Raw genomic sequence first — 18,276 nt, 5'->3', positions numbered from 1 at the left:
AGTCGCATTGACGAACGACGATCCTCAAATGTAGGCCATCGCGAACCCGACCGTGGGCACGGCGAAGAAGACCGACAGCACCGCCATCCGGGCGATCGTGGGCCGCCGGGTGAGCAGCGCGTACGCGACCAGCAGGACCGGCACGGTGATCAGCTGCGGCACCAGCGTCGAGCGCGGCACCAGCACGTCCAGCCAGGCACATCCCAGGCACAGCGCCAGGGCGCCGGCCCACAATCCGACCCCGATCCGGTACGCGGTCCGCGCGCCGAACCGCACGGCGAAGGTGGTGTCGCCCGCCCCGGTGTCCGCGGCCAGATCGGTCACCGTGGTCGGCACGTACAGGGCCGCGGCGAACAGCACACCGATCAACCCGAACTGCCACGGGAACTCCCACGGCGCCCGGGTGATCGCCCAGCCGGCGGCCGGCGACACCGCCCCGACCACGAACGCGTTGACCGCCACGTCCCACCCGGGCCGGGTCTTCAACCGCAGCGGCGGCACGCTGTACGCCCAGCCGAGCAGCAGCACTCCCCCGACGCCGAGCACGAACAGAGGCCCCACATACAGGGCGCATCCCAGCGCGGCGGCGGCCAGCCCGGCGTACCAGTTCCGCAGACGCCGCGCCGTGATCGCGCCGGTGACCAGCGGCGCGGTGGCCTTGCGCGGGTTCGCCCGGTCGCTGGGCAGGTCGTACAGGTCGTTCTGTGCGAGCACCGCACCCCAGACGAGCGGGCCGAGCACCAGCAGCGCCACCAGGGCGCGCGGCGCGTCGGCGCGCGCCGGCAGCCAGGAGTGTCCGGCCAGAACCGTGCCGAGGTACGCGGGCACCCACGACACCGGCCAGAACCAGGGCCTGGACACCGCGACGAGCACTGCTGCCGGACGTTCCCGTACCGCCGTCATGCCGTGATCATCGTCGTCGAGCGCTGTGCGCAGCCTGAGAAAGTACGTCACCGGACGTATGCGCGCCGTTCCGGACTCGGCCAGAATCGACAGCCGTTGATGCCCGCCGAAGGAGGGACCCATGCGCTCGTCACTGTGGACCGCTGCCGCCGCGGTGCTCGCCACGATCATCGCCGGGCTCCCGGCCGTGGCGGCGCGGGCGGACTCCGGCCCACCGCCGGTGATCTACGACAGCGATCTGGACTTCGACGACGCGTCGACCCTCGCCTACCTCTGCGAGGAGCACAAACTCGGTCGGATCGACCTGCGGGCGGTGACCGTGGCGAACAACGGATTCGGCGCGCCGGAGCGCACTCTGCGCCACGCGCGCAGCATTTTGGAGCAGTGCGGGCTGCCCCGGGTGCCGGTCGCGTCGGGTGCGACCGGCGAGGGCGTACACCCCGCGCCGGCGGAACTGGTGTCGACCATCGAGACGGTGCTCAGCGGGGCACTCGGGGACGGCGCGCTTCCGGCGTACCAATCCCGATGGAGCGCGACGGAATTGATCGCCCGCACCGCGCAGCGATCCCGGAAGGCGGTCACGGTGATCGCGACCGGGCCGCTGACCAACATCGCGTCCGCGCTGCGATCGCGGGCGACCGCGAAGCGGATCGGCCGCATCCAGATCATGGGCGGCGCGCTGCGGGTGCCGGGCAATCTGTACGGGTCGGCGCTGCCCGGTTTCGACAACTCGCAGGAGTTCAACTTCTGGATGGACCCGGTGTCGGCCCGCGCGGTGCTGCGGACGGCCCGCCCCGGCACGGTACGGCTGGTGCCGCTGGACGCCACCGCCGCCGTCCCGATCACGCCGGACTTCGTCGCCCGGCTCGCCGCCGACCAGGAGGCACCCGGTGCCCGCCTCACCTACCGGATCGTCTCCCAGCCGGACCTCGCCGCGCTGATCGACCTGGGGATCATGTACTGGTGGGACGCCCTGGCGGCGGTCTCCGCGGTACACGGCACGATCGCGACGTTCCGCGGCGAGCGCGTCGGCGTCGTCCAGGACGGCGTGCAGTCCGGCCGGACCGTGCTCACCCGGTCCGGCCATCGCGTCGAGGCCGCCTTCGCGGCCGACACCGGCACCTTCGAACGCTGCTTCCTGGACACGTTGAACGGACGGGCTTGTCGCAACCAATGAGTTGCGATACGTTGGATAGCAACCAACGAGTTGCTATAGGAGGTCCAGCATGGCATTCCCCGACCGGATCGAACGCACCCTGCGACTGGCCCACCCGCCGCAGAAGGTGTGGGCGGCGCTCACCACCGCCGAGGGACTTGGCACCTGGTTCGGGCACCGCGCCGAGGTGGACCTGCGGGTCGGCGGCCAGGTGCAGCTGACCTGGGACAGCGGCGACACCGCCCGGCTCACCATCGAGCGGCTCGACGAGCCGCGCGTGTTCGCCTACACCTGGCCGGTCTACGGCCTCGGTGAGGACGACCCGCGCCGCACCTACGTGGAGTTCACTCTCGAGCCCGCCGGTGCCGGCACCACCCTGACCGTGGTCGAGAGCGGCTTTGCCCAGGTTTCCGACAGCGCGCACAAGAAGGCCTTCGACGGCAACACCGAGGGCTGGAAGAACGAGCTGGGCGAGCTGGTCGCGTACCTCGATGGGCAAGCCTGACCTGGAGGCGGTCGCGCAGGAGGTCTTCACCGCCCTGGCCGATCCGAGCCGGCGAGAGATCCTCGCCGCGCTCGCGGCCGGCGGTCCGGCCACCGCGACCGACCTGGCCGGCCGGCTGCCGATCAGCCGGCAGGCGATCGCCAAACACCTCACCCTGCTCGCCGACGCCGGCCTGGTCGTCGCCGAGCAGGGTGAGCGCCGGCGGGTCCGGTACCGGCTGGACTCCGCCCCGATGAAGGTGGCGCAGCAGTTCCTCGCGGTGCTCGCCCGCGACTGGGACGGCCCGCTCGCCGCTCTGGAGGAGCATTTGAGATGAGAGTTGTCACCCGCGAGGAATGGCTCGCCGCCCGCAAGGAGCTGCTGGCCGAGGAGAAGGAGCTGACCCGGGCACGAGACCGGGTCAACGCCGAGCGCCGGCGGCTGCCGATGGTTCGCGTCGACAAGCCGTACACGTTCGACGGCCCGGACGGCACGGTCGGCCTGCTCGACCTGTTCGAGGGCCGCAAGCAACTGGTGATGCACCACTTCATGTTCGATCCGGAGTGGGACACGGCCTGCCCGAGCTGCTCGTCGGCGGCGGACGGGATCGCCGGGCTGCGCCAGCTGCACGCCCGCAACACCACGCTGGTCGCGGTGTCCCGCGCGCCGTACCCGAAGATCGCCGCCTTCCGGGAGCGGATGGGCTGGACCTTCCCCTGGTACTCGTCCTACGGCACCGACTTCAATTTCGACTTCCACGCCACCCTCGACGACCGGGTGGCGCCGGTGCTGCTGCACTTCCGCACCGAGGCCGAGCTCGCCGAGAAGGGCACACCGTGGACCGGCGGCGGGTGGGCGGCGAGCATGCGCGGCACCGAGATGCCGGGGATCAGCGCGTTCCTGCGGGACGGTGACGAGGTGTTCCACACCTACTCGACGTTCGGGCGGGGCATCGAGGAGTTCCACAACGGCTATCCGTACCTGGATCTCACCGCGCTCGGCCGCCAGGAGGAGTGGGAGGAACCGAAGGGACACGCGGAACCGCTCGGCCGGCAGGTCGGCGGTCCCGGCATGCGATTGCCCGACGAGTACGACGGCTAGGCTGGCCCGATGGGAGTGACCACTGTCCCGTCCCGGGACGGCCGCGTCGCCCACGGCCTGGCACAGACCCTGGCCGTCTGGGTGGCGATGACGTTCGTCGCGACGCTCTTCCCCTGGGCGGCCATCGGCGCCGGCCTGCTGTCGAGCATCCTGCTCGGCAAGTGGCATCAGCGGCACGCGCGGCGCGACACCGCGGTCGGCGCCTTTACCGGTGTGGTGCTGTGGCCGGTGCTGATCGGTGCCGCCCTCATCGCGATGAACGTCGCGTCGATGGCGATGTCAGACTTCGAGTGACGGTCGCCTACCGCCGAACCATCTACCCCGAAGCAGGACCGGCCGACGCGCCGGTCCTGCTTCTCGCGCACGGCTATCCGTCGTCGTCGTTCCAGTTCCGCGACGGAGCTCTGGGACAACCCATGCCGGGGGTCCGCGCCAAGCCGCGCTGGCTCATGGAGACCGTCCGTTCCCGGCCCGGATCCTCGCCGAACTGATCACTTCGGACCGACCTCGACCGTCAGGGTTTGCGGTCCGCCGCAGCGTAGGAGATCGCGGCGGTCACCGCGGAGACGACCAGCACGGACGGCCAGGAGCCGATCCGCTTGGCGAGCGGGTGCGACAGGCCGAAGGCACCGAGGTAGGTGACCACCAGCGCGCCGGTCAGGGCGGGGCTGGTCTTCCGGGCCCACTCCCGCCCGGCCAGAACCCCACCGGCGGCGAGAACCGCGCCGCCGAGCTGCCGGTTACCGGTGCGGCGGGCGATCTGCCAGCCACCGGTCCGAGAGCCCGCGGTGACAGCCGCGGTGGGAATTCGCATGCGACGACGGTACCGCTTCGGCCCCCGGGCGGCGGGCGTGGGCGGCGCGGTCCTGCTGACCGCGAAACACACCACGAAGCGGTTATTCTCCGCCGAGCCGCAGCGCCGGGACATCCTGGTGCTGCGGCGGGCGGGTGAGCGGCCGGCGACCGCGACGTCCGCATCGCCGGCGGAAGCGAGACGATCCTGCGATACCTGGACGCCGGCCTGGTCGACGAGTTTCTCGATCGCGGGTGCTCCTCGACGCCGGCACCCGCTGGAACCGGTCCGTTCGGAGCCTCGGTCACTTGAGGGACTGCATGAAGCGGCGCAGGCGCCCGTCCTCCACGCCGCGGACCCACAGGTCGCGGACGCGTACGTCATAGACCGGCCGGTCCCGGGCCAGGCGATCGTGAACTGGCAGCCGGAGCTGGTGCTTGGTCAGCTTGAACGTGTCGGCCGGAATGTCGGTGGCGAGCCGCCGCGCGGCGGCGACCGCCGCCGGCAGCAGCGTGCTCGCGGGCACGATCTCGTCGGCGAACCCGGCCTCGACCGCTTCGGCCGGCTCGAACGCGCGGCCCGAGATGACCGCCGCGCGGGCCCGGGTCTCGCCCAGCGCGAACCGGGCGATCTCCAGCGGCACCGGCGGGAACGGCACGCCGACCAGCACCTCGCTCACCCCGATCCGGCCGCCGGTGTCCGCCATGAGGCGGTGGTCGGCCGCGCAGGCGAGGATCGCTCCCCCGGCGATGGCGTGGCCGTTGATCGCCGCCACCACCGGCTTGCCGAGGGTGAAGACGGCCAGCAGCGCGTCGCTGAGCGCCGGCAGGAACGCGTCCACGTACCCGGCGCCGCCGTCGATGACGCGCCACAGGTCCACGCCGGCCGAGAAGCTGCGCCCGGCGCCGGTCAGCACCACGGCCGGATGGAGCGTGCCGGCCAGCGAGGTGAAGACGTCCGCGATCTCGTGCAGCAGCTCCACGTCGAGCGCGTTGACCTTGCCGTGCGCCAGCCGTACCACGGCGACACCGTCGATCTCGTCCCGTTCGATCATCACGGCTCCTCGTATCTGGCTTGATCGATGTAGTGCTGCAACGATGACCATCATGGGGGAACGCGGGCGCCGCAAGTGGCTCTATTGGCTCTACGCCGGAATCGGCGCCCTCTTGCTGGTGACCGCCTTCCTGCTGCTCTATCCGGTCCGGCACACCGAGGGTTTCGCCACCGACCTGCGGATCAACATCGGCGCGAACCTGATCGACATCGTCCTGGCCGCGCTGATCCTGCAACCGCTGATCGTCTTCTTCAGCCGCAACGCGGTCCGGTGGCGCAATCGCCTCGACTACCGGGATCTGGTCGCGAAGATCGGGCGGGCCGGCGACCGGGTGGACGTCTGGAAGCACTGGACCGGTCTGCTGGAGAACCAGTACGAGACCGAGTTCGTGGCCGCCGTCCGTACCGCCCTCGACCGTGGGGTCCGGTTCCGGATCACGCTGACCGACCCGTCATGCCCGGACGCGGCCGAGCGGGCCCGCCAGGTGGCGCCGACCGACGCGATCGCGCTGATGCGGCAGAACATCGAACGGCTGGACGCCATCGTGGGCACCCTGCCGGCCCGGCATCGCGCCCAGTTCGAGGTGCGGATCAGCTCGGTCGGCCCGGCGCACGCCTTCTACCGGGTGGACGACTGGCTCTCGTACGGTCTGTTTCGTGATCGGAGGGTGAGCGAGAGCTCGCAGCGGGAGGTGCGGGTCCACGGCGACCTGGGCGAGCTGGCCCTGGAGGCGTTCGAGACCCGGTGGAACGGCTCCGGCCTGCGCGCCCTCGGCGACCACTACCGGATGAGGCTGCGCTTCACGGTCAACGGCACGACGGTCGAGCACGATCTGAAGTACGTCGCGCACGACGGCGAGCACTGGGTGAACGTCCACCCGGCGGCCCTGCAGCCGGCTTTCCACCCCGACCATCGGGCGCGTGTCCGCGACGAAAGCTACGTCCTGGCCGAGGCGAGCCCGGACACCCGGGAGCGGATCACCGCGCTCTACACCGCGAAGTACGGCCCCGACCCGGGTGCCGTGCTTCTGCGCCTCAGCGAGGTCAGCGGACCACGGTGACCGAGCACTTCGCGTACGCGGCAACATGCTGGCTGACCGAGCCGAGCACCAGCCCGGCGAAGCCGCCGTGCCCGCGTTGCCCGACCACCAGCAGATCGGCGCCCTGCGACTCCTCGATCAGCACCTTCGCCGGCCGGCCCTGCTTGACCACCGGCTGCACCAGCACCGGCGGCTGGTCGCCGAGCTCCTCTTTGATCACCTGAAGCAGGTCGTCGGCGGTGCGCTGGCTCGGGTCCGGCACGAACCGCTCGGAGACGCTGACACTGCCGGCCGGCGGCAGCAAGGTGTGCTCCCACACGTTCACCACGACGAGGTCGGTGCCGTGGTGCGCGGCCTCGGCGGCGGCCCAGGCCAGCGCCCTGCGGCTGCCGGCCGACCCGTCGACGCCGACCACGATGGTCCGCCAATCACTCACCGTCGTCCCCTCTCCGTGAAAGCCGTGCCTCTCAGACTGGTCGAGATCTTGTTCGGCCGCCATCCCTCCGGTTTCGCGCGGATCAGCGCTTGCCGTCGCTCCGAGTTGCGGGGTGATTACAGCGGGCTTAGCTTCGCATCGATGTTCGACTCTCATCGCGTCGGCTGAAGGGGGTCTCCCATGACCACCACCACGACTGCCGGATCCGTCACGCCGGACGCTGGGCAGATCGAGCGCAAGCCGCTGATGACCGGCTCCGCCCTGCTGATGATGAACCTCGGCTTCTTCGGGGTGCAGTTCAGCTTCGGCCTGACCCAGTCCGCGGTGAACCCGCTCTTCCTGCTGATCGGGGCGACACCCGATCAGCTTCCGATCCTCAACCTGGCCGGCCCGGTCACCGGGCTGATCATTCAGCCGCTGATCGGGGCGATCAGCGACCGGACCTGGCATCCGCGCTGGGGCCGGCGACGGCCGTTCATCACCGCCGGCGCGCTGCTGTGCGCGGTGATCCTGTTCCTGTTCCCGTTCGTCGGCGTGCTGTGGCTGGCCGTGATCTGCTTCTGGCTGCTCGACGCGGGCAACAACACCTCGATGGAGCCGTACCGGGCGTTCATCTCGGACCGGTTGCCCAAATCCCAGCTGGCCCGCGGCTTCCTGACCCAGAGCATGTTCACCGGCGCCGGCGCGGTGCTGGCCAACCTGTCGCTGTTCATCCTGGAGCGGGTCGAGCCGCTACAGGAGACCGCCGGCAACGGGGTGCCCTACTGGATGTACGTCTGCTTCATGATCGGCACCTTCTGCATCCTGCTGACGGTGCTGACCGCGATGGCGCGTACGAAGGAACTGACCCCCTCCGACGAGGAGATCGCGGAGATGCGGGCCGCGCCGAAGGGCCTGCACCACGCGGTACGCGAGATCGCCGACGCCGTACGGGTCATGCCGGTCGCCATGCACAAGATCGGCGTGGTGTTCATGTTCCAGTGGTACGCCATGTTCATCTACTGGCAGTTCGTGGCGGTCAGTCTCGGTGAGACGGTGTTCGGCACCACGCCGGAGGAGGGCGGCCCGGCCTGGGCGGAGGCGATCGGCTGGAGCGGTCTGGCGAACGCCACCTACAACTTCGTCACCATGGTGTCCGCGCTGTTCCTGGTCGGTTTCGCGCTGCGCATCGGCGCGAAGCGGGTGCACGCGGTCGCGCTCGGCCTGGCCGCGGTCTCGCTGATGTGGCTGTCCACCATCACGAACCAGTACGTCGCGCTGCTCCCGATGATCGGCCTGGGCATCTTCTGGGCCAGTGCGGTCGGCATCCCGTACCTGATGGTGGCCAGCATGGTCCCGGCCAAGCGCACCGGCGTCTACATGGGCATCCTGAACATGATGATCGTGGTGCCGATGCTGATCCAGACGGTCACGTTCGGCTGGATCTTCGAGCACCTGCTCGACGGCAAGGGCAGCAACGCGATCATGCTGGCCGGGGTCCTGCTGGGCATCGGCGCCATCGCGATGCTGTGGGTCAACCCGCCCGACGAGGCCGACGAGTCGCCGATCGTGCCGCTCGGCCACCGGCGCAGCATCACCGTCTACGACCGGGTCGTGGTCGGCTCGGACGGCACACCCACCAGCCTGTACGCCGTGGACCGGGCCGCCGAGGTGGCGCAGGCCGCGCAGGCGCGGCTGGTCGTGGTCACCGCCTACCGCGAGGGCGACGAGAGCGCGTCGCCGGCCTCGGCCGCCGGCGTGCACCGTGACCTGCACGGCGTCGACGCCGCACGCGAGGCCCTGGAGAAGTCGGTCACCGGGCTCACCCGGGAACGGGCACGCTACATCGACCAGCGGCTGGTGGTCGGCGACCCGGCGCAGGCACTGCTCGACGCGGTCGGCGCCAACCCGGCGAACCTGATCGTCGTCGGCAACCGGGGGCTGGGCGCCAGCCAGGGACAGCTGCTGGGTTCGGTGCCCGCCGGCGTGGTGAAGAACGCCGTGTGCGACGTCCTGGTGGTGCAGACGTCAGCGCTGGACGAGGAGCGTGTGCTCGCCGACGAAACAGCCGGCGACCGGCCGGCGACCGCCGAGCCGGACGCCGGCCCGCCGGCCGGACCGCCCCGGCAGCGGCCCGGCACCGGCCCGGAATCGTAAGCGGCCGGAGCCTCAGGCCGGCGGGCCGTACTTGGCGGCCGCGGCGTTGGCGGTCGGGCACCGTCCCTGGTCCCGGCCGCAAGCGCCGAGGTCGCACAGCCGGCAGATCCAGGCGCCACCGTCCTTGTCCCGGACCACCGCGGTCATCACCTGCCCCAGCAACCCGTGCAGGACAGCCCGCTGGTCCGGCGGCAGGCGGTCCAGGGCCCGTTCCAGTACGGCCGAGCGGGCCGCGTCCACCCGGGCCGCGGCCTGCCGGCCGGCCGGCGTCAGCGTCACCGCGCGCGACCGGCCGTCCTCGCCCGGCCCCCGGGTCACCAGGCCCTGCGCCTCCAGGCGATTCACCAGCCGCACCGCGCCGGAGTGGGTCAGGCCCAGCACCCGGCGCAGGGTGTCCAGGGTGGGCCGGTCCAGGAAGTGGTACAGCGAGGAGAGCGCGGCGGCCGCCGCGCCGGCTTCACCGGCCTCGGCGGCCGCCGCCTCGGCCATCCGGTCGGTGAGCACCAGGGCGAGCGCGCCGAGCAGGTTGGCCTCCGAGCTGAGCGGTTCAGCCAATTTCGTACGTCAGAGCGATCGGCATGTACGGGTAGTCCGCGTGGGTGGAGGCGCTGGTGGCCGTGCCGGTGAGCCCGGCGAGTCCCCCGGTTGCGTCGATCACCCGGGACTCGCCCCGGGCCGTCGTGCCGTCGAAGGTGCCCTCGCCGGCGAGGATCACGGTGCCCTGCCGGCCGTCGAGCGTGCCGGTGAGCGACATCAGCGTGACGTAGGTGCTGGTCCCGCCCGCGTGGTAGTACATCAGCGACTCGAAGGTGCCCTCGGTGAGCGGCCCCGCCCCGGCGAGCACCACCTCGGCCCGGGTCCACTTGGTGCCGTCCGGCGACTCCCGGTACGGCTTCTCGTCCCATGACTTGATCTCGAGCTTGGTTTCCAAAGTCGGCATGGCCCCACGATATATGACTCAGTCATATATCGCAGCCGCGAGCCGTACGGCCAGCGTCCTGATGTGCTCGACCAGCTCCGGCGGCTCGTGCACCTGGAAGGCGAACCCCTTGCCGGCCACATAGATGGCCAGTTCGTCCAGCGAGTTCGACCCGGCGAGCAGGGTGCAGCTGTGCTCGTCGATCGGCTCCAGCGTCCCCGTGGTGGGGGTGATCCGCTCCGCCGCGGTCTCCGCGCTGACGTGCAGCGTGAACCGGGCCTGGTAGCGGTAGGCCGAGGTGGAGATCCCGCGCGAGGTGTAACCGCCGAGGTCGGGGTCCGGCGGGGTGCGCGGGGTGAACCGGGGCCCGGTGGGAACGCGCGGCTTCAGACGGTCCACCCGGTAGGTACGCCAGTCCTGGCGGTCGACGTCCCAGCCGACGAGGTACCAGCGGCGGCCCGAGTGGACCAGGCGGTGCGGTTCGGTCGTACGGATGCTGGTTGTTCCGTCGTGGGTGCGGTAGTCGAAGCGCAGCCGCAGCGAATCGCGGCAGGCCGCCGCGATCGCGGTGAGCGTGCTCGGGTCGGCGGTCGGGCCGGCGCCGGCCATCGGCACCGTCATCGACTGCAAGGCGTTGATCCGGTGGCGCAAGCGGGACGGCAGCAGCTGTTCCAGCTTGGCCAGGGCTCGCACGGACGTCTCCTCGATGCCGGTGATCGAGCCGCCGGCGGCCGTGCGCAGGCCCATCGCGACGGCGACGGCCTCGTCGTCGTCGAGCAGCAGAGGCGGTACGTCCGCGCCGGCGCCCAACCGGTAGCCGGCGACGCCCGCGGTGGCCAGCACGGGATAGCCGAGGGCGCGCAGCCGGTCGATGTCGCGGCGCACCGTCCGTGGCGTGACCTCCAGCCGTTCCGCCAGTTCGGTGCCGGACCAGTCGCGCCGGGCCTGCAGGAGCGAGAGCAGCCGCAGCAGCCGTGCCGAGGTTTCCCACATGAGGAAAGTCTGCCCGACCGCTAGGACCGAAGCTGTCCTAATCGGCGCCTAGCGTTGACGGCATGGAGAACAACAGCGAGATCCGGCCCTACACCATCGACATTCCGCAGACCGACCTGGACGACCTGCGGGACCGGCTCGCCAGGACCCGCTGGACCACCGACCTGCCCGGGGCCGGCTGGAGCCGCGGTGTGCCGGTGAGCTATCTCAAGGGGCTCGCCGAGTACTGGCGCGACGGCTACGACTGGCGCGTCCACGAACGCCGGCTGAACCAGTACCCGCAGTTCACCACCGAGATCGACGGGCAGAACATCCACTTCCTGCACGTCCGCTCCGCCGAGCCGGACGCACTGCCGCTGATCCTGACCCACGGCTGGCCCGGGTCGATCGTCGAGTTCCTGGACGTCATCGGCCCGCTGACCGACCCCCGGGCGCACGGCGGCGAGCCGGCCGACGCGTTCCACCTGGTGATCCCGTCGATCCCGGGCAGCGGGTTCTCCGGGCCGACCACCGGGACCGGCTGGGACACCAATCGGGTGACCAGGGCGTTCGCCGAGTTGATGAACCGGCTCGGCTACCACCGCTACGGCGCGCAGGGCGGCGACACCGGCGCGGTCGTCTCGCCCGGGCTGGGCCGGCTCAACCCGGACAAGGTCGTCGGCGTACACGCGAACGGGCTCGCCGCGTTCACCCCGGTGGATCCGGACGAGGTGGCCGGGCTGACCGACGCCGAGCGGGCGCGGCTGGAGCAGCTGGAGTATTTCAAGACCGAGCAGTCCGGGTACGCGATGATCCAGATCAGCCGGCCGCAGACCCTGGCGCACGGACTGCACGACTCCCCCGCCGGGCAACTGGCCTGGATCGTGGAGAAGTTCAAGGAGTGGACCGATCCGGCCGCCGAACTGCCGGAGGACGCGGTGGACCGGGATCTGCTGCTCACCAACGTGACGGTGTACTGGCTGACCGGCACCGCGGGATCCTCGGCCAACAGCTACTACGAGACGGCACACGCCGGCGCCTGGGGCGCGAGCGAGCGTTCCCCGGTGCCGACCGGCGTCGCGGTGTTCCCGCTGGACGGGTCGATCCGGCGCACCGTCGAGCTCGAGCACAACGTAGTGCACTGGTCCGAGTTCGATCGCGGCGGACACTTCGCCGCGATGGAGGCCCCGGACCTGCTCGTCGACGACGTCCGGAAGTTCTTCCGCGCGCTGCGCTGACGAGCGCGCCGGCGTCGAACTCCCGCCCGCCGAACCGTGCCGATTCGGCGACGCCTAGGCTTCTTCGGGGCGTACCTGCCTCTCACGTACGGCGCGACGGTGCCGATACGCCGAGGGGACCCCAGAGTCGTGGAGGCGAAAGATCTGATGGATGCGCACGAGACGGACGGCGACGGGGTCGGCGCGGCTCCTTCGGTGGCGAGGCTGCTCCTGGAGCTGCGCGCACAGGTGACCATCGACGTGCGGAGCGCGGGGAAGACGGTGCAGGTCCGGCCGCAGGGCGTCAACGCCGTCGCGGTGTACATCCACCCGGGTGGCGTGGACCTGGCCGTGGAACCGGATCGGGCGAACGAGGCCGCTCTGGCGATCCCGGGCGCGTACATCAAGGATCCGGACGACCCGAACTGCTTCATCACGGTCGACGCGTACCTGATCGACCAGAACTATGACGCCCTGCTGGCCGGCGCCGTGCAGGCGGTCGAGCTGCGCGCGGTGGACCCGCCGGCCAAGGCGCCGAAGGCGGCGAAGGCGGTCAAGGCCCGCGCCACCACCACCCGCAGCGCGGCCAAGGCGCCGCCGAAGGCCCGCCCGGTCCCGCGGCCGGAGCCGGCGATCTGCCCGGTCTGCCGGCAGTACCAGCTGCTGGCCAGCGGCGAGTGCCCGTCCGGGTACTGCTGAGAGCTCACGGCCGCGTGTGCGGGCACGCTGGCTCCACGATCAGGCCGGTCGTCGCGTCGGCGCCGTTGAAGGCGAGCAGCCGCTGCATGTGCGGCGAGCAGCCCACCACGCGCAGCCGGTCGGCCGCGCGGGCCGCCGCGTCGATCAGCATGCGGATCGTGGCGCCGTCGACGAACCGCAGCCCGGAGATGTCCACCACCAGGGGCTCGCCGGTGCCGGGCATGTCCTCGACCAGGTGGTCGAGGATGGCGCGCATCGCCTGCCGGTTCGACAGGTCGGCCTCGCCCTCGAAGCGGATGCCGGCCGGCCGGGTGGTGCGGACCGCGCGCAGCAGCGGGACGGCCTGCGGATCGGTGTCGTCGTCGACCGTGACGGGGTGTGCCCAGCACACCCGCCGCAGGTCGGCGTCGCTGAACAGCCGGCGGTCGTAGAGGCACAGGCCCATCGCGTACCCGTCGGCGAAGACCCGGTTCACGTTCGCCTCGTACCAGGGCAGCTGGTCGGCGCCGGGCACCGCGGTGGCGCCCCAGGACATGTCCCCGACGGCACGCAGGCCGCGGTAGCCGGCGGCCAGGGCCTCGGCCGACGCGGCACGCCAGCCCTCGATGCTGGCCAGCGGATCGAAGTGGCCGGCGGCCAGGTAGGTCGACTCCACGGTCGCCATCCGTAGCTGCCCGGCCGCCAGCGCGGATCGCGGGTCGGTGCCCTGCCCGGCGAGGGCGGCCTCGACCTCGCCCGGCTCGCCGCCGAAGTAGAGGATCCGGTGTCGCCGGCGCAGACCCGCCTGGATGTACGCGGCAAGCGTCCGAGTCCGGGTCTCGTCGTCCTCGAACACCACACACGCATGATCGCCGAGGCTCAGGCGTTCGATCGCGCCGATCTCGATCATGTGTCCCCTCGGCTCGTCGTCCTCCGGTGCTTACGGGCGGGCCTGTGTGTGCCGATGCTACTGCCCGTCCGTGCCGGGACGACTTCATCAGACCCGCTCCGACGTGCCGTTCCGTCGCGATGCACCCGAATGGGCACCCTGCGCGAACGCCTTGTGTGCCAGGCCTAGCGTCGTAGAGAAGGCCCAGGAGGTGCCCATGCGACGGTTGGTCGGAAAGTTGATTGCGGTAGTGGTTCTCGGTGTGGCAGGAGTGGTCTTCCTGCCGGCGGCCGCACCCGCTGCGGCCTGCGGCATCACCTGGGGCAGCCTGGAAAAGGCCGGTGGCCCGCTCAGCCCGGCGCCGCTGGTGAGCGTCCGGGCCGGGCGGCATCAGTGCTGGGACCGGGTGGTGTTCGAGTTCGACGGCTCGGCGAGCGGCTACGCGGTCCGCTACGGCGGCCAGGTGCTCACCGACGGCGAGGGGGTCGACCTGGTGCCGTACACGGCGGGTGGGGCCCACTTGTGGGTGACATTGCGGGCCCCGGCCTACGACGACGAGCACAAAGCCACGATCGAGGGACGCACCGGTGATCGGATGGTCAACGTGCTGCGCTACGACACGCTGCGCGACGTCGTGTTCGGCGGCTCGTTCGAGGGTTACACGACCTTCGCCGTCGGGGTACGCGCACGCCTGCCGTTCCAGGTCACCGTGCTACCCGGTCCGGGAACGCACAGCCGGATCGTGCTGGACGTCGCGCACAGCTGGTGAGCGCCAACGGGCCCGAGGGCGAGCATGGCACCGAGGTAGGCGGCCAGGTTGACGCCGGCCGCCCAGGGCCGACCGTGCCGAGGCGATCGTGCGGGCCCGCGAGGCGGGCCTCGGCCGGTCGACGGTCATCGGCAGGGCGGCGTGTAGCGATTCACGCGCAGGCCCCGGAATTCCAGCTCGTTGGCGGTCTTACCGACGAAGACCAGGCCACGCGCCTCGCTGATCGCCGATTCGAACGAGTGCGCCGGCGTACCGAGCTCCGGCAGTGCCGTCCAGGCCTGCGGCCGGAAGCTGAAGAACCGGGTGACCATCCGCCCGTGGGTGGACGGGATCCGGGTGACCCATTGGGCGCCGCCGCTCCAGTGCGACGCCGGACGCAGCTGCACGTACAGGTCGTCGGTGGCGCTGTAGGTGAGCCGGAAGCCGGCCGACTCCGACAGGTCGGCCTCGGCCTCGAACTCGTTGCCCAGCCAGACCACCACCACATGCCACTCGTCGTTCAGGAACGTGACCTTGGCGGTGTACCGGGCACCTCCGCGCACCGGCACGAGCAGGCTGCCGGTGGCCGGCACGGTGGTGCCCTCACCGCTCGCCAGCCACTGCTGGAGGCGATCGATCGACGGCGTGGCGCACTCGCGGGGATGACCGGGGGCGGCCGCGGCGGGCGCCACCGGGGCCGACACGGCGAGCATGCCGAGCGAGAGTGCCACCGCTACCGTCGTCTTCCGCATGGACGTACTCCTCGAATTAGTAAGTGTTGTTCAGAGTTAACGGAACGAGTCGCCGCCAGTCAAGAGCATCGATGGAACGCGAGCCGTGACTATGCGAGCATCGACGGTTATGACTGTCCATCTCGCCGTCGCGACTCTTCTCGCTGCCGCGACCGTGGTGCCCGTGGGTGCGGCCTGGGAACGGATTCCGCTGCCGAACTCGGTAGTCGCGCCGGCGATGCTGCTGTCGGTGACCGCCACCGACCGGGCCAACGCCTGGGCGGCCGGCGGCGAGGCGATGACCGGCCGGGACGCGGGAACACCACTCATCCTGCGCTGGGACGGCACCGCGTGGGCCAAGGTGCCGCTTCCCACGCTGTCCTGGAGCGGTTCGCTCAGATCGATCGCCGCCTCTTCCCGATCGGCGGCCTGGGCGGTCGGCCGGGACACGGCCGGGCTGTCCCACATGCTGCGCTGGAACGGGCGGCTGTGGCGGGAGGTACCCGTCCCGGGCGGCACGACCGCGCCGCTGGACCTGCGCGCGGTCGCCGCCGGCCCGCTGGGTTCGGCATGGCTGGTGGGCCAGGACGGCGACCGGCCGGTGGTCCTGCGGTGGGACGGCGGGGCGTGGCGGCCGGTGCCGCCGCCGATGGAGACCGGGCGGCTGGCCGGGGTCCGCGCGACCCGGGGCGGCGTGTGGGTGACCGGCCAGGAACACGTGGGCGGCGAGCGAGTGGGCGCGACGGCGCGCTGGAACGGCGCCGGCTGGACCAAAATCAACACCCTCGGGGTACGCGCGGACGGCGCCCCGATCTCGGCGATCAACGACGTCCTGGCGGTGGCCGGCGGCGTGTGGACGGTCGGATCCGTCGCGGTGAGCGGCCCGGGTGGCCTGTCGCTGACCCAGCCGTGGATCGGCCACTGGAACGGCACCGGGTGGGACACCTCGCTACGAACACCGGCCGCCACGATCGAACAGAACGTCACGATCACGCCGGACGGTGACGGTCGGCCGCAGTGGGTGGGATCCATCATCGGCCCCAACCCGGCCAGCACCCGGTACGCCCGATTCGACGGGACGACGTGGACCGAGGTCAGTGGTGCACCGCTGTCAGGTGTGTTCATCGCCGGCACCGCGACCGCCCACATCCCGGGTACGAACGCGACCTGGTCGGTGGCCGCCCTCGCGACACAGACGCCGGCCGGGTTCGCCTGGGGCACCCCACTGATCGAGCGTCACGACGGCGGCTGATGCGACGATGTACGGAACCCGTCACGGAGGAGCGCCATGGCCACCACGCATGACGTACCGGCCGGCGCCGCCCGGCGCCGGCTGCACCGCAGCGCCGCCCTGCACGGCCTGGCAGTAGTGATCTTCGGCCTGATGCTGTGGAGCGGCGTCGACCTGTCGATCGCCGGCGCGCGGGCGCTTGGCGTACCGATGCTGATCGCCGGCGCGGCGGGCTCAGCCGGCGCGCTGATCATCATGCTGTCGGTGCTGCGCCGCCGCCGCGGTACCCCGGACCAGCGCGCGGCCCGCATCGGCATGGCGTTCGCCGCGGTGGCGACGGTGGCGGTCGGTGTCGCGCTTGCGCCGGACGGATGGGAGCGCGGATTCGTCATCTCGGTGAACGCCTTCACCGGCGGCCTGCTGGCCGCCTTCGCCGCGCTCGCCGGCGAGCGCTGACGCTGCCCAGCCTCGAGGCCAGACCGACTCTCGTGGTCGAGGTTTGCTTGCCGGTCCCGCTCCTTCGGGGTACGCGTGACCGGCTTCTTGCCGAAGCCGACGCGTGCCCGCTCTCCCGGCGCGGGCCGGGCTTTCCGCCACCGCCCCAGCGCGGCCGCCGGGAAACACCAGCCCGTCGCGCTGCGGGAGGACCGGGCGCGGTTGCTCGCCGCGCGGGCCCAGGCGGGCCGAGGCAGCAGGCCCCGGGCAGCCGGCCGCGATTGCCCGCGTTCGTCGCCGTGACCGGCAGGTGATGCTGTTTCCCGGTGGTCGCGCTTGGGCGGTGAGGGGAAGCCGGGCTCGCGCTGGGAGAGCGGCGACAGGGCCGGCTTCGGCGGGACAGCCGGTTGCGCGTACCCCGAAGAAGTAAGACCTAGAGAGCCTTCGTGCTCAGGGTCTTGTCCGGCCCAACGTGGGTGTTGTCTGGCCGCCGTTGAGACAGCATTGAGCGTGGGCCAAGTACGTGCGATACGGCAGACTCCGGGGATGGGTGAGGATCTTCGGGTGCGTGGCGGCGGCGAGGGTGAGCCGCTGCTGCTGTTGCTTCATGGGCTGGGCGCGACCGGTGACGTGTGGTCGGGGTGGGAATCGGTGCTGGCACGCGACTGGCCGTGCCGGTGGCTGGCGCCCGATCTGCCTGGTCACGGTGGGTCGGCGGCGTTGCCGGAGTACACGTTCGAGGCCCTCGCCGAGGCGGTGAGCCCGCTGGTGGAGCCGGGTGGGCGCACCGTCGTGCTGGGGCATTCGCTCGGTGGCGTGGTCGCGCTGGCGCTGGCCGCCCGGGTCTCGGTGGCCGCGGTCGTCGGGCTGGGCATCAAGGTGGCCTGGACCGACGAGGAGCTGGAGCGCGCGCAGGCGCTGGCCCGGCGCCCGGTGGCCTGGTTCGGGTCGCGGGAGGAGGCCGTGGCCCGGCATCTGCGAGTGTCCGGGCTGGCGGGTCTGCTCGCCGAGGACGACCCCGCGGTGCGGGACGGCGTGCGGGAACAGGACGGGCGGTGGCGCCTCGCCGTGGACCCTCGCGCCTTCGGGGTGGGTGCGCCGGACATGGCCGGTCTGGTGGCCCGGTCGTCGGCGCCGGTCCGCCTGGCTCGGGGTGAGCACGATTTCATGAACACCGATGAGCAGCTAGGGCGGCTGGGCGTACCGGTCGTCACCCTGGCCGGGCTGGGTCACAACGCGCACGTGGAGAGCCCGGAGCGGTGCCTGACGCTGCTGACTGGCGGGGATGCGGCCGGCTAGGTCGACCTTGCTCAAGGCCATTCTGACCGCCCGCCGGTGAACACTTGTCGCTTCG

23 protein-coding genes and 1 pseudogene are annotated in these 18,276 nt (G+C 71.5%); 15 read left to right on the top strand and 9 right to left on the bottom strand.

Going from position 1 to position 18,276, the window contains the following annotated elements:
• Nucleotides 1–24: 24 nt before the first annotated feature.
• Nucleotides 25–954, bottom strand: a complete 930-nt coding sequence (locus tag I4J89_RS08660; protein WP_196413314.1) for a UbiA prenyltransferase family protein — start codon at nt 952–954, stop codon at nt 25–27.
• Nucleotides 955–1,024: 70 nt separating this feature from the next.
• Here I4J89_RS08660 and I4J89_RS08655 point away from each other — a divergent pair, with 70 nt between their 5' ends.
• Genes I4J89_RS08655 through I4J89_RS49405 form a run of 6 tightly spaced genes read left to right on the top strand, consistent with a single transcriptional unit; the run spans nt 1,025 to nt 4,135 of the window.
• The gene (locus tag I4J89_RS08655) at nt 1,025–2,080 is read left to right on the top strand and encodes a nucleoside hydrolase (protein WP_196413313.1); all 1,056 of its coding nucleotides are present in this window, start codon (nt 1,025–1,027) and stop codon (nt 2,078–2,080) included.
• A 49-nt stretch (nt 2,081–2,129) separates the two neighbouring features.
• Nucleotides 2,130–2,564 carry an SRPBCC domain-containing protein gene (locus tag I4J89_RS08650; RefSeq protein ID WP_196413312.1) on the top strand — a complete coding sequence of 145 codons (435 nt, stop codon included), beginning with the start codon at nt 2,130–2,132 and terminating at the stop codon, nt 2,562–2,564.
• Nucleotides 2,551–2,880 carry an ArsR/SmtB family transcription factor gene (locus I4J89_RS08645; RefSeq protein ID WP_196413311.1) on the top strand — a complete coding sequence of 110 codons (330 nt, stop codon included), beginning with the start codon at nt 2,551–2,553 and terminating at the stop codon, nt 2,878–2,880. The genes I4J89_RS08650 and I4J89_RS08645 overlap by 14 nt, the downstream gene beginning before the upstream one ends.
• Complete coding sequence (locus tag I4J89_RS08640; RefSeq protein ID WP_196413310.1) at nt 2,877–3,644, top strand: DUF899 domain-containing protein; 768 nt, start codon at nt 2,877–2,879, stop codon at nt 3,642–3,644. The genes I4J89_RS08645 and I4J89_RS08640 overlap by 4 nt, the downstream gene beginning before the upstream one ends.
• A gap of 9 nt (nt 3,645–3,653) precedes the next feature.
• Nucleotides 3,654–3,938 carry a hypothetical protein gene (locus I4J89_RS08635; protein ID WP_196413309.1) on the top strand — a complete coding sequence of 95 codons (285 nt, stop codon included), beginning with the start codon at nt 3,654–3,656 and terminating at the stop codon, nt 3,936–3,938.
• On the top strand, nt 3,935–4,135 hold the full coding sequence (locus tag I4J89_RS49405; RefSeq protein ID WP_230858507.1) for a hypothetical protein: 201 nt from the start codon (nt 3,935–3,937) through the stop codon (nt 4,133–4,135). Before I4J89_RS08635 ends, I4J89_RS49405 begins: the two co-directional genes overlap by 4 nt.
• Before the next feature lie 23 nt (nt 4,136–4,158).
• Here the strand turns inward: I4J89_RS49405 and I4J89_RS08625 are convergent, their stop codons facing one another.
• On the bottom strand, nt 4,159–4,458 hold the full coding sequence (locus tag I4J89_RS08625; RefSeq protein ID WP_196413308.1) for a hypothetical protein: 300 nt from the start codon (nt 4,456–4,458) through the stop codon (nt 4,159–4,161).
• A gap of 141 nt (nt 4,459–4,599) precedes the next feature.
• Between I4J89_RS08625 and I4J89_RS51930 the strand changes: the two are divergent.
• Nucleotides 4,600–4,744, top strand: a pseudogene (locus I4J89_RS51930) (dihydrofolate reductase family protein); the annotation flags it as partial.
• On the opposite strand, the gene I4J89_RS08615 reads toward I4J89_RS51930, so the two are convergent.
• Nucleotides 4,742–5,491, bottom strand: a complete 750-nt coding sequence (locus I4J89_RS08615; protein WP_196413307.1) for an enoyl-CoA hydratase/isomerase family protein — start codon at nt 5,489–5,491, stop codon at nt 4,742–4,744. The pseudogene I4J89_RS51930 and the gene I4J89_RS08615 sit on opposite strands and share 3 nt — an antisense overlap.
• Nucleotides 5,492–5,543: 52 nt before the next feature.
• Here I4J89_RS08615 and I4J89_RS08610 point away from each other — a divergent pair, with 52 nt between their 5' ends.
• Nucleotides 5,544–6,551 carry a hypothetical protein gene (locus I4J89_RS08610; protein WP_196413306.1) on the top strand — a complete coding sequence of 336 codons (1,008 nt, stop codon included), beginning with the start codon at nt 5,544–5,546 and terminating at the stop codon, nt 6,549–6,551.
• Here I4J89_RS08610 and I4J89_RS08605 read toward each other — a convergent pair.
• Nucleotides 6,535–6,966 carry a universal stress protein gene (locus I4J89_RS08605; protein WP_196413305.1) on the bottom strand — a complete coding sequence of 144 codons (432 nt, stop codon included), beginning with the start codon at nt 6,964–6,966 and terminating at the stop codon, nt 6,535–6,537. The genes I4J89_RS08610 and I4J89_RS08605 overlap by 17 nt on opposite strands.
• Before the next feature lie 180 nt (nt 6,967–7,146).
• Here I4J89_RS08605 and I4J89_RS08600 point away from each other — a divergent pair, with 180 nt between their 5' ends.
• Nucleotides 7,147–9,102, top strand: coding sequence for an MFS transporter (locus I4J89_RS08600; RefSeq protein ID WP_196413304.1), 1,956 nt, complete (start codon nt 7,147–7,149; stop codon nt 9,100–9,102).
• A gap of 12 nt (nt 9,103–9,114) precedes the next feature.
• On the opposite strand, the gene I4J89_RS08595 is transcribed toward I4J89_RS08600, so the two are convergent.
• The 3 genes from I4J89_RS08595 to I4J89_RS08585 are packed head-to-tail and all read right to left on the bottom strand — an operon-like array spanning nt 9,115 to nt 11,014.
• Nucleotides 9,115–9,657 (bottom strand): MarR family winged helix-turn-helix transcriptional regulator, encoded by a 543-nt coding sequence (locus I4J89_RS08595; RefSeq protein WP_196413303.1) that lies wholly within the window; start codon nt 9,655–9,657, stop codon nt 9,115–9,117.
• Nucleotides 9,650–10,042 carry a DUF3224 domain-containing protein gene (locus I4J89_RS08590; RefSeq protein WP_196413302.1) on the bottom strand — a complete coding sequence of 131 codons (393 nt, stop codon included), beginning with the start codon at nt 10,040–10,042 and terminating at the stop codon, nt 9,650–9,652. Before I4J89_RS08590 ends, I4J89_RS08595 begins: the two co-directional genes overlap by 8 nt.
• Before the next feature lie 18 nt (nt 10,043–10,060).
• Entirely contained in the window at nt 10,061–11,014 is a 954-nt protein-coding gene (locus I4J89_RS08585; RefSeq protein ID WP_196413301.1) for a helix-turn-helix transcriptional regulator, read from the bottom strand.
• A gap of 62 nt (nt 11,015–11,076) precedes the next feature.
• Here I4J89_RS08585 and I4J89_RS08580 point away from each other — a divergent pair, with 62 nt between their 5' ends.
• Entirely contained in the window at nt 11,077–12,231 is a 1,155-nt protein-coding gene (locus I4J89_RS08580) for an epoxide hydrolase family protein (protein WP_196413300.1), read from the top strand.
• Nucleotides 12,232–12,360: 129 nt separating this feature from the next.
• The gene (locus I4J89_RS08575) at nt 12,361–12,909 is read left to right on the top strand and encodes a hypothetical protein (RefSeq protein ID WP_309238233.1); all 549 of its coding nucleotides are present in this window, start codon (nt 12,361–12,363) and stop codon (nt 12,907–12,909) included.
• Between the two features lie 4 nt (nt 12,910–12,913).
• Here I4J89_RS08575 and I4J89_RS08570 read toward each other — a convergent pair whose 3' ends face one another.
• Nucleotides 12,914–13,798 (bottom strand): MEDS and STAS domain-containing protein, encoded by an 885-nt coding sequence (locus I4J89_RS08570; protein ID WP_196413299.1) that lies wholly within the window; start codon nt 13,796–13,798, stop codon nt 12,914–12,916.
• Nucleotides 13,799–13,994: 196 nt separating this feature from the next.
• On the opposite strand from I4J89_RS08570, the gene I4J89_RS08565 reads away from it, so the two are divergent.
• Nucleotides 13,995–14,546, top strand: coding sequence for an AMIN-like domain-containing (lipo)protein (locus I4J89_RS08565; protein WP_196413298.1), 552 nt, complete (start codon nt 13,995–13,997; stop codon nt 14,544–14,546).
• 125 nt (nt 14,547–14,671) lie between these two features.
• On the opposite strand, the gene I4J89_RS08560 is transcribed toward I4J89_RS08565, so the two are convergent.
• Nucleotides 14,672–15,277, bottom strand: a complete 606-nt coding sequence (locus I4J89_RS08560) for a hypothetical protein (protein WP_196413297.1) — start codon at nt 15,275–15,277, stop codon at nt 14,672–14,674.
• A gap of 109 nt (nt 15,278–15,386) precedes the next feature.
• On the opposite strand from I4J89_RS08560, the gene I4J89_RS08555 reads away from it, so the two are divergent.
• From I4J89_RS08555 to I4J89_RS08545, 3 genes are all read left to right on the top strand, one after another.
• Nucleotides 15,387–16,508, top strand: a complete 1,122-nt coding sequence (locus tag I4J89_RS08555; protein WP_196413296.1) for a hypothetical protein — start codon at nt 15,387–15,389, stop codon at nt 16,506–16,508.
• A 36-nt stretch (nt 16,509–16,544) separates the two neighbouring features.
• A complete protein-coding gene (locus tag I4J89_RS08550) occupies nt 16,545–16,943 on the top strand; it encodes a hypothetical protein (RefSeq protein WP_196413295.1) in 399 nt (132 codons plus the stop codon).
• A gap of 525 nt (nt 16,944–17,468) precedes the next feature.
• Entirely contained in the window at nt 17,469–18,221 is a 753-nt protein-coding gene (locus I4J89_RS08545; RefSeq protein WP_196413294.1) for an alpha/beta fold hydrolase, read from the top strand.
• Nucleotides 18,222–18,276 lie beyond the last annotated feature (55 nt).

This window comes from Actinoplanes aureus (assembly GCF_015704865.1).
GTDB lineage: Bacteria > Actinomycetota > Actinomycetes > Mycobacteriales > Micromonosporaceae > Actinoplanes > Actinoplanes aureus.
The sequence above is the reverse complement of the archived record's forward strand: the minus strand, read 5'-3'. Positions and strand labels throughout refer to the sequence as shown.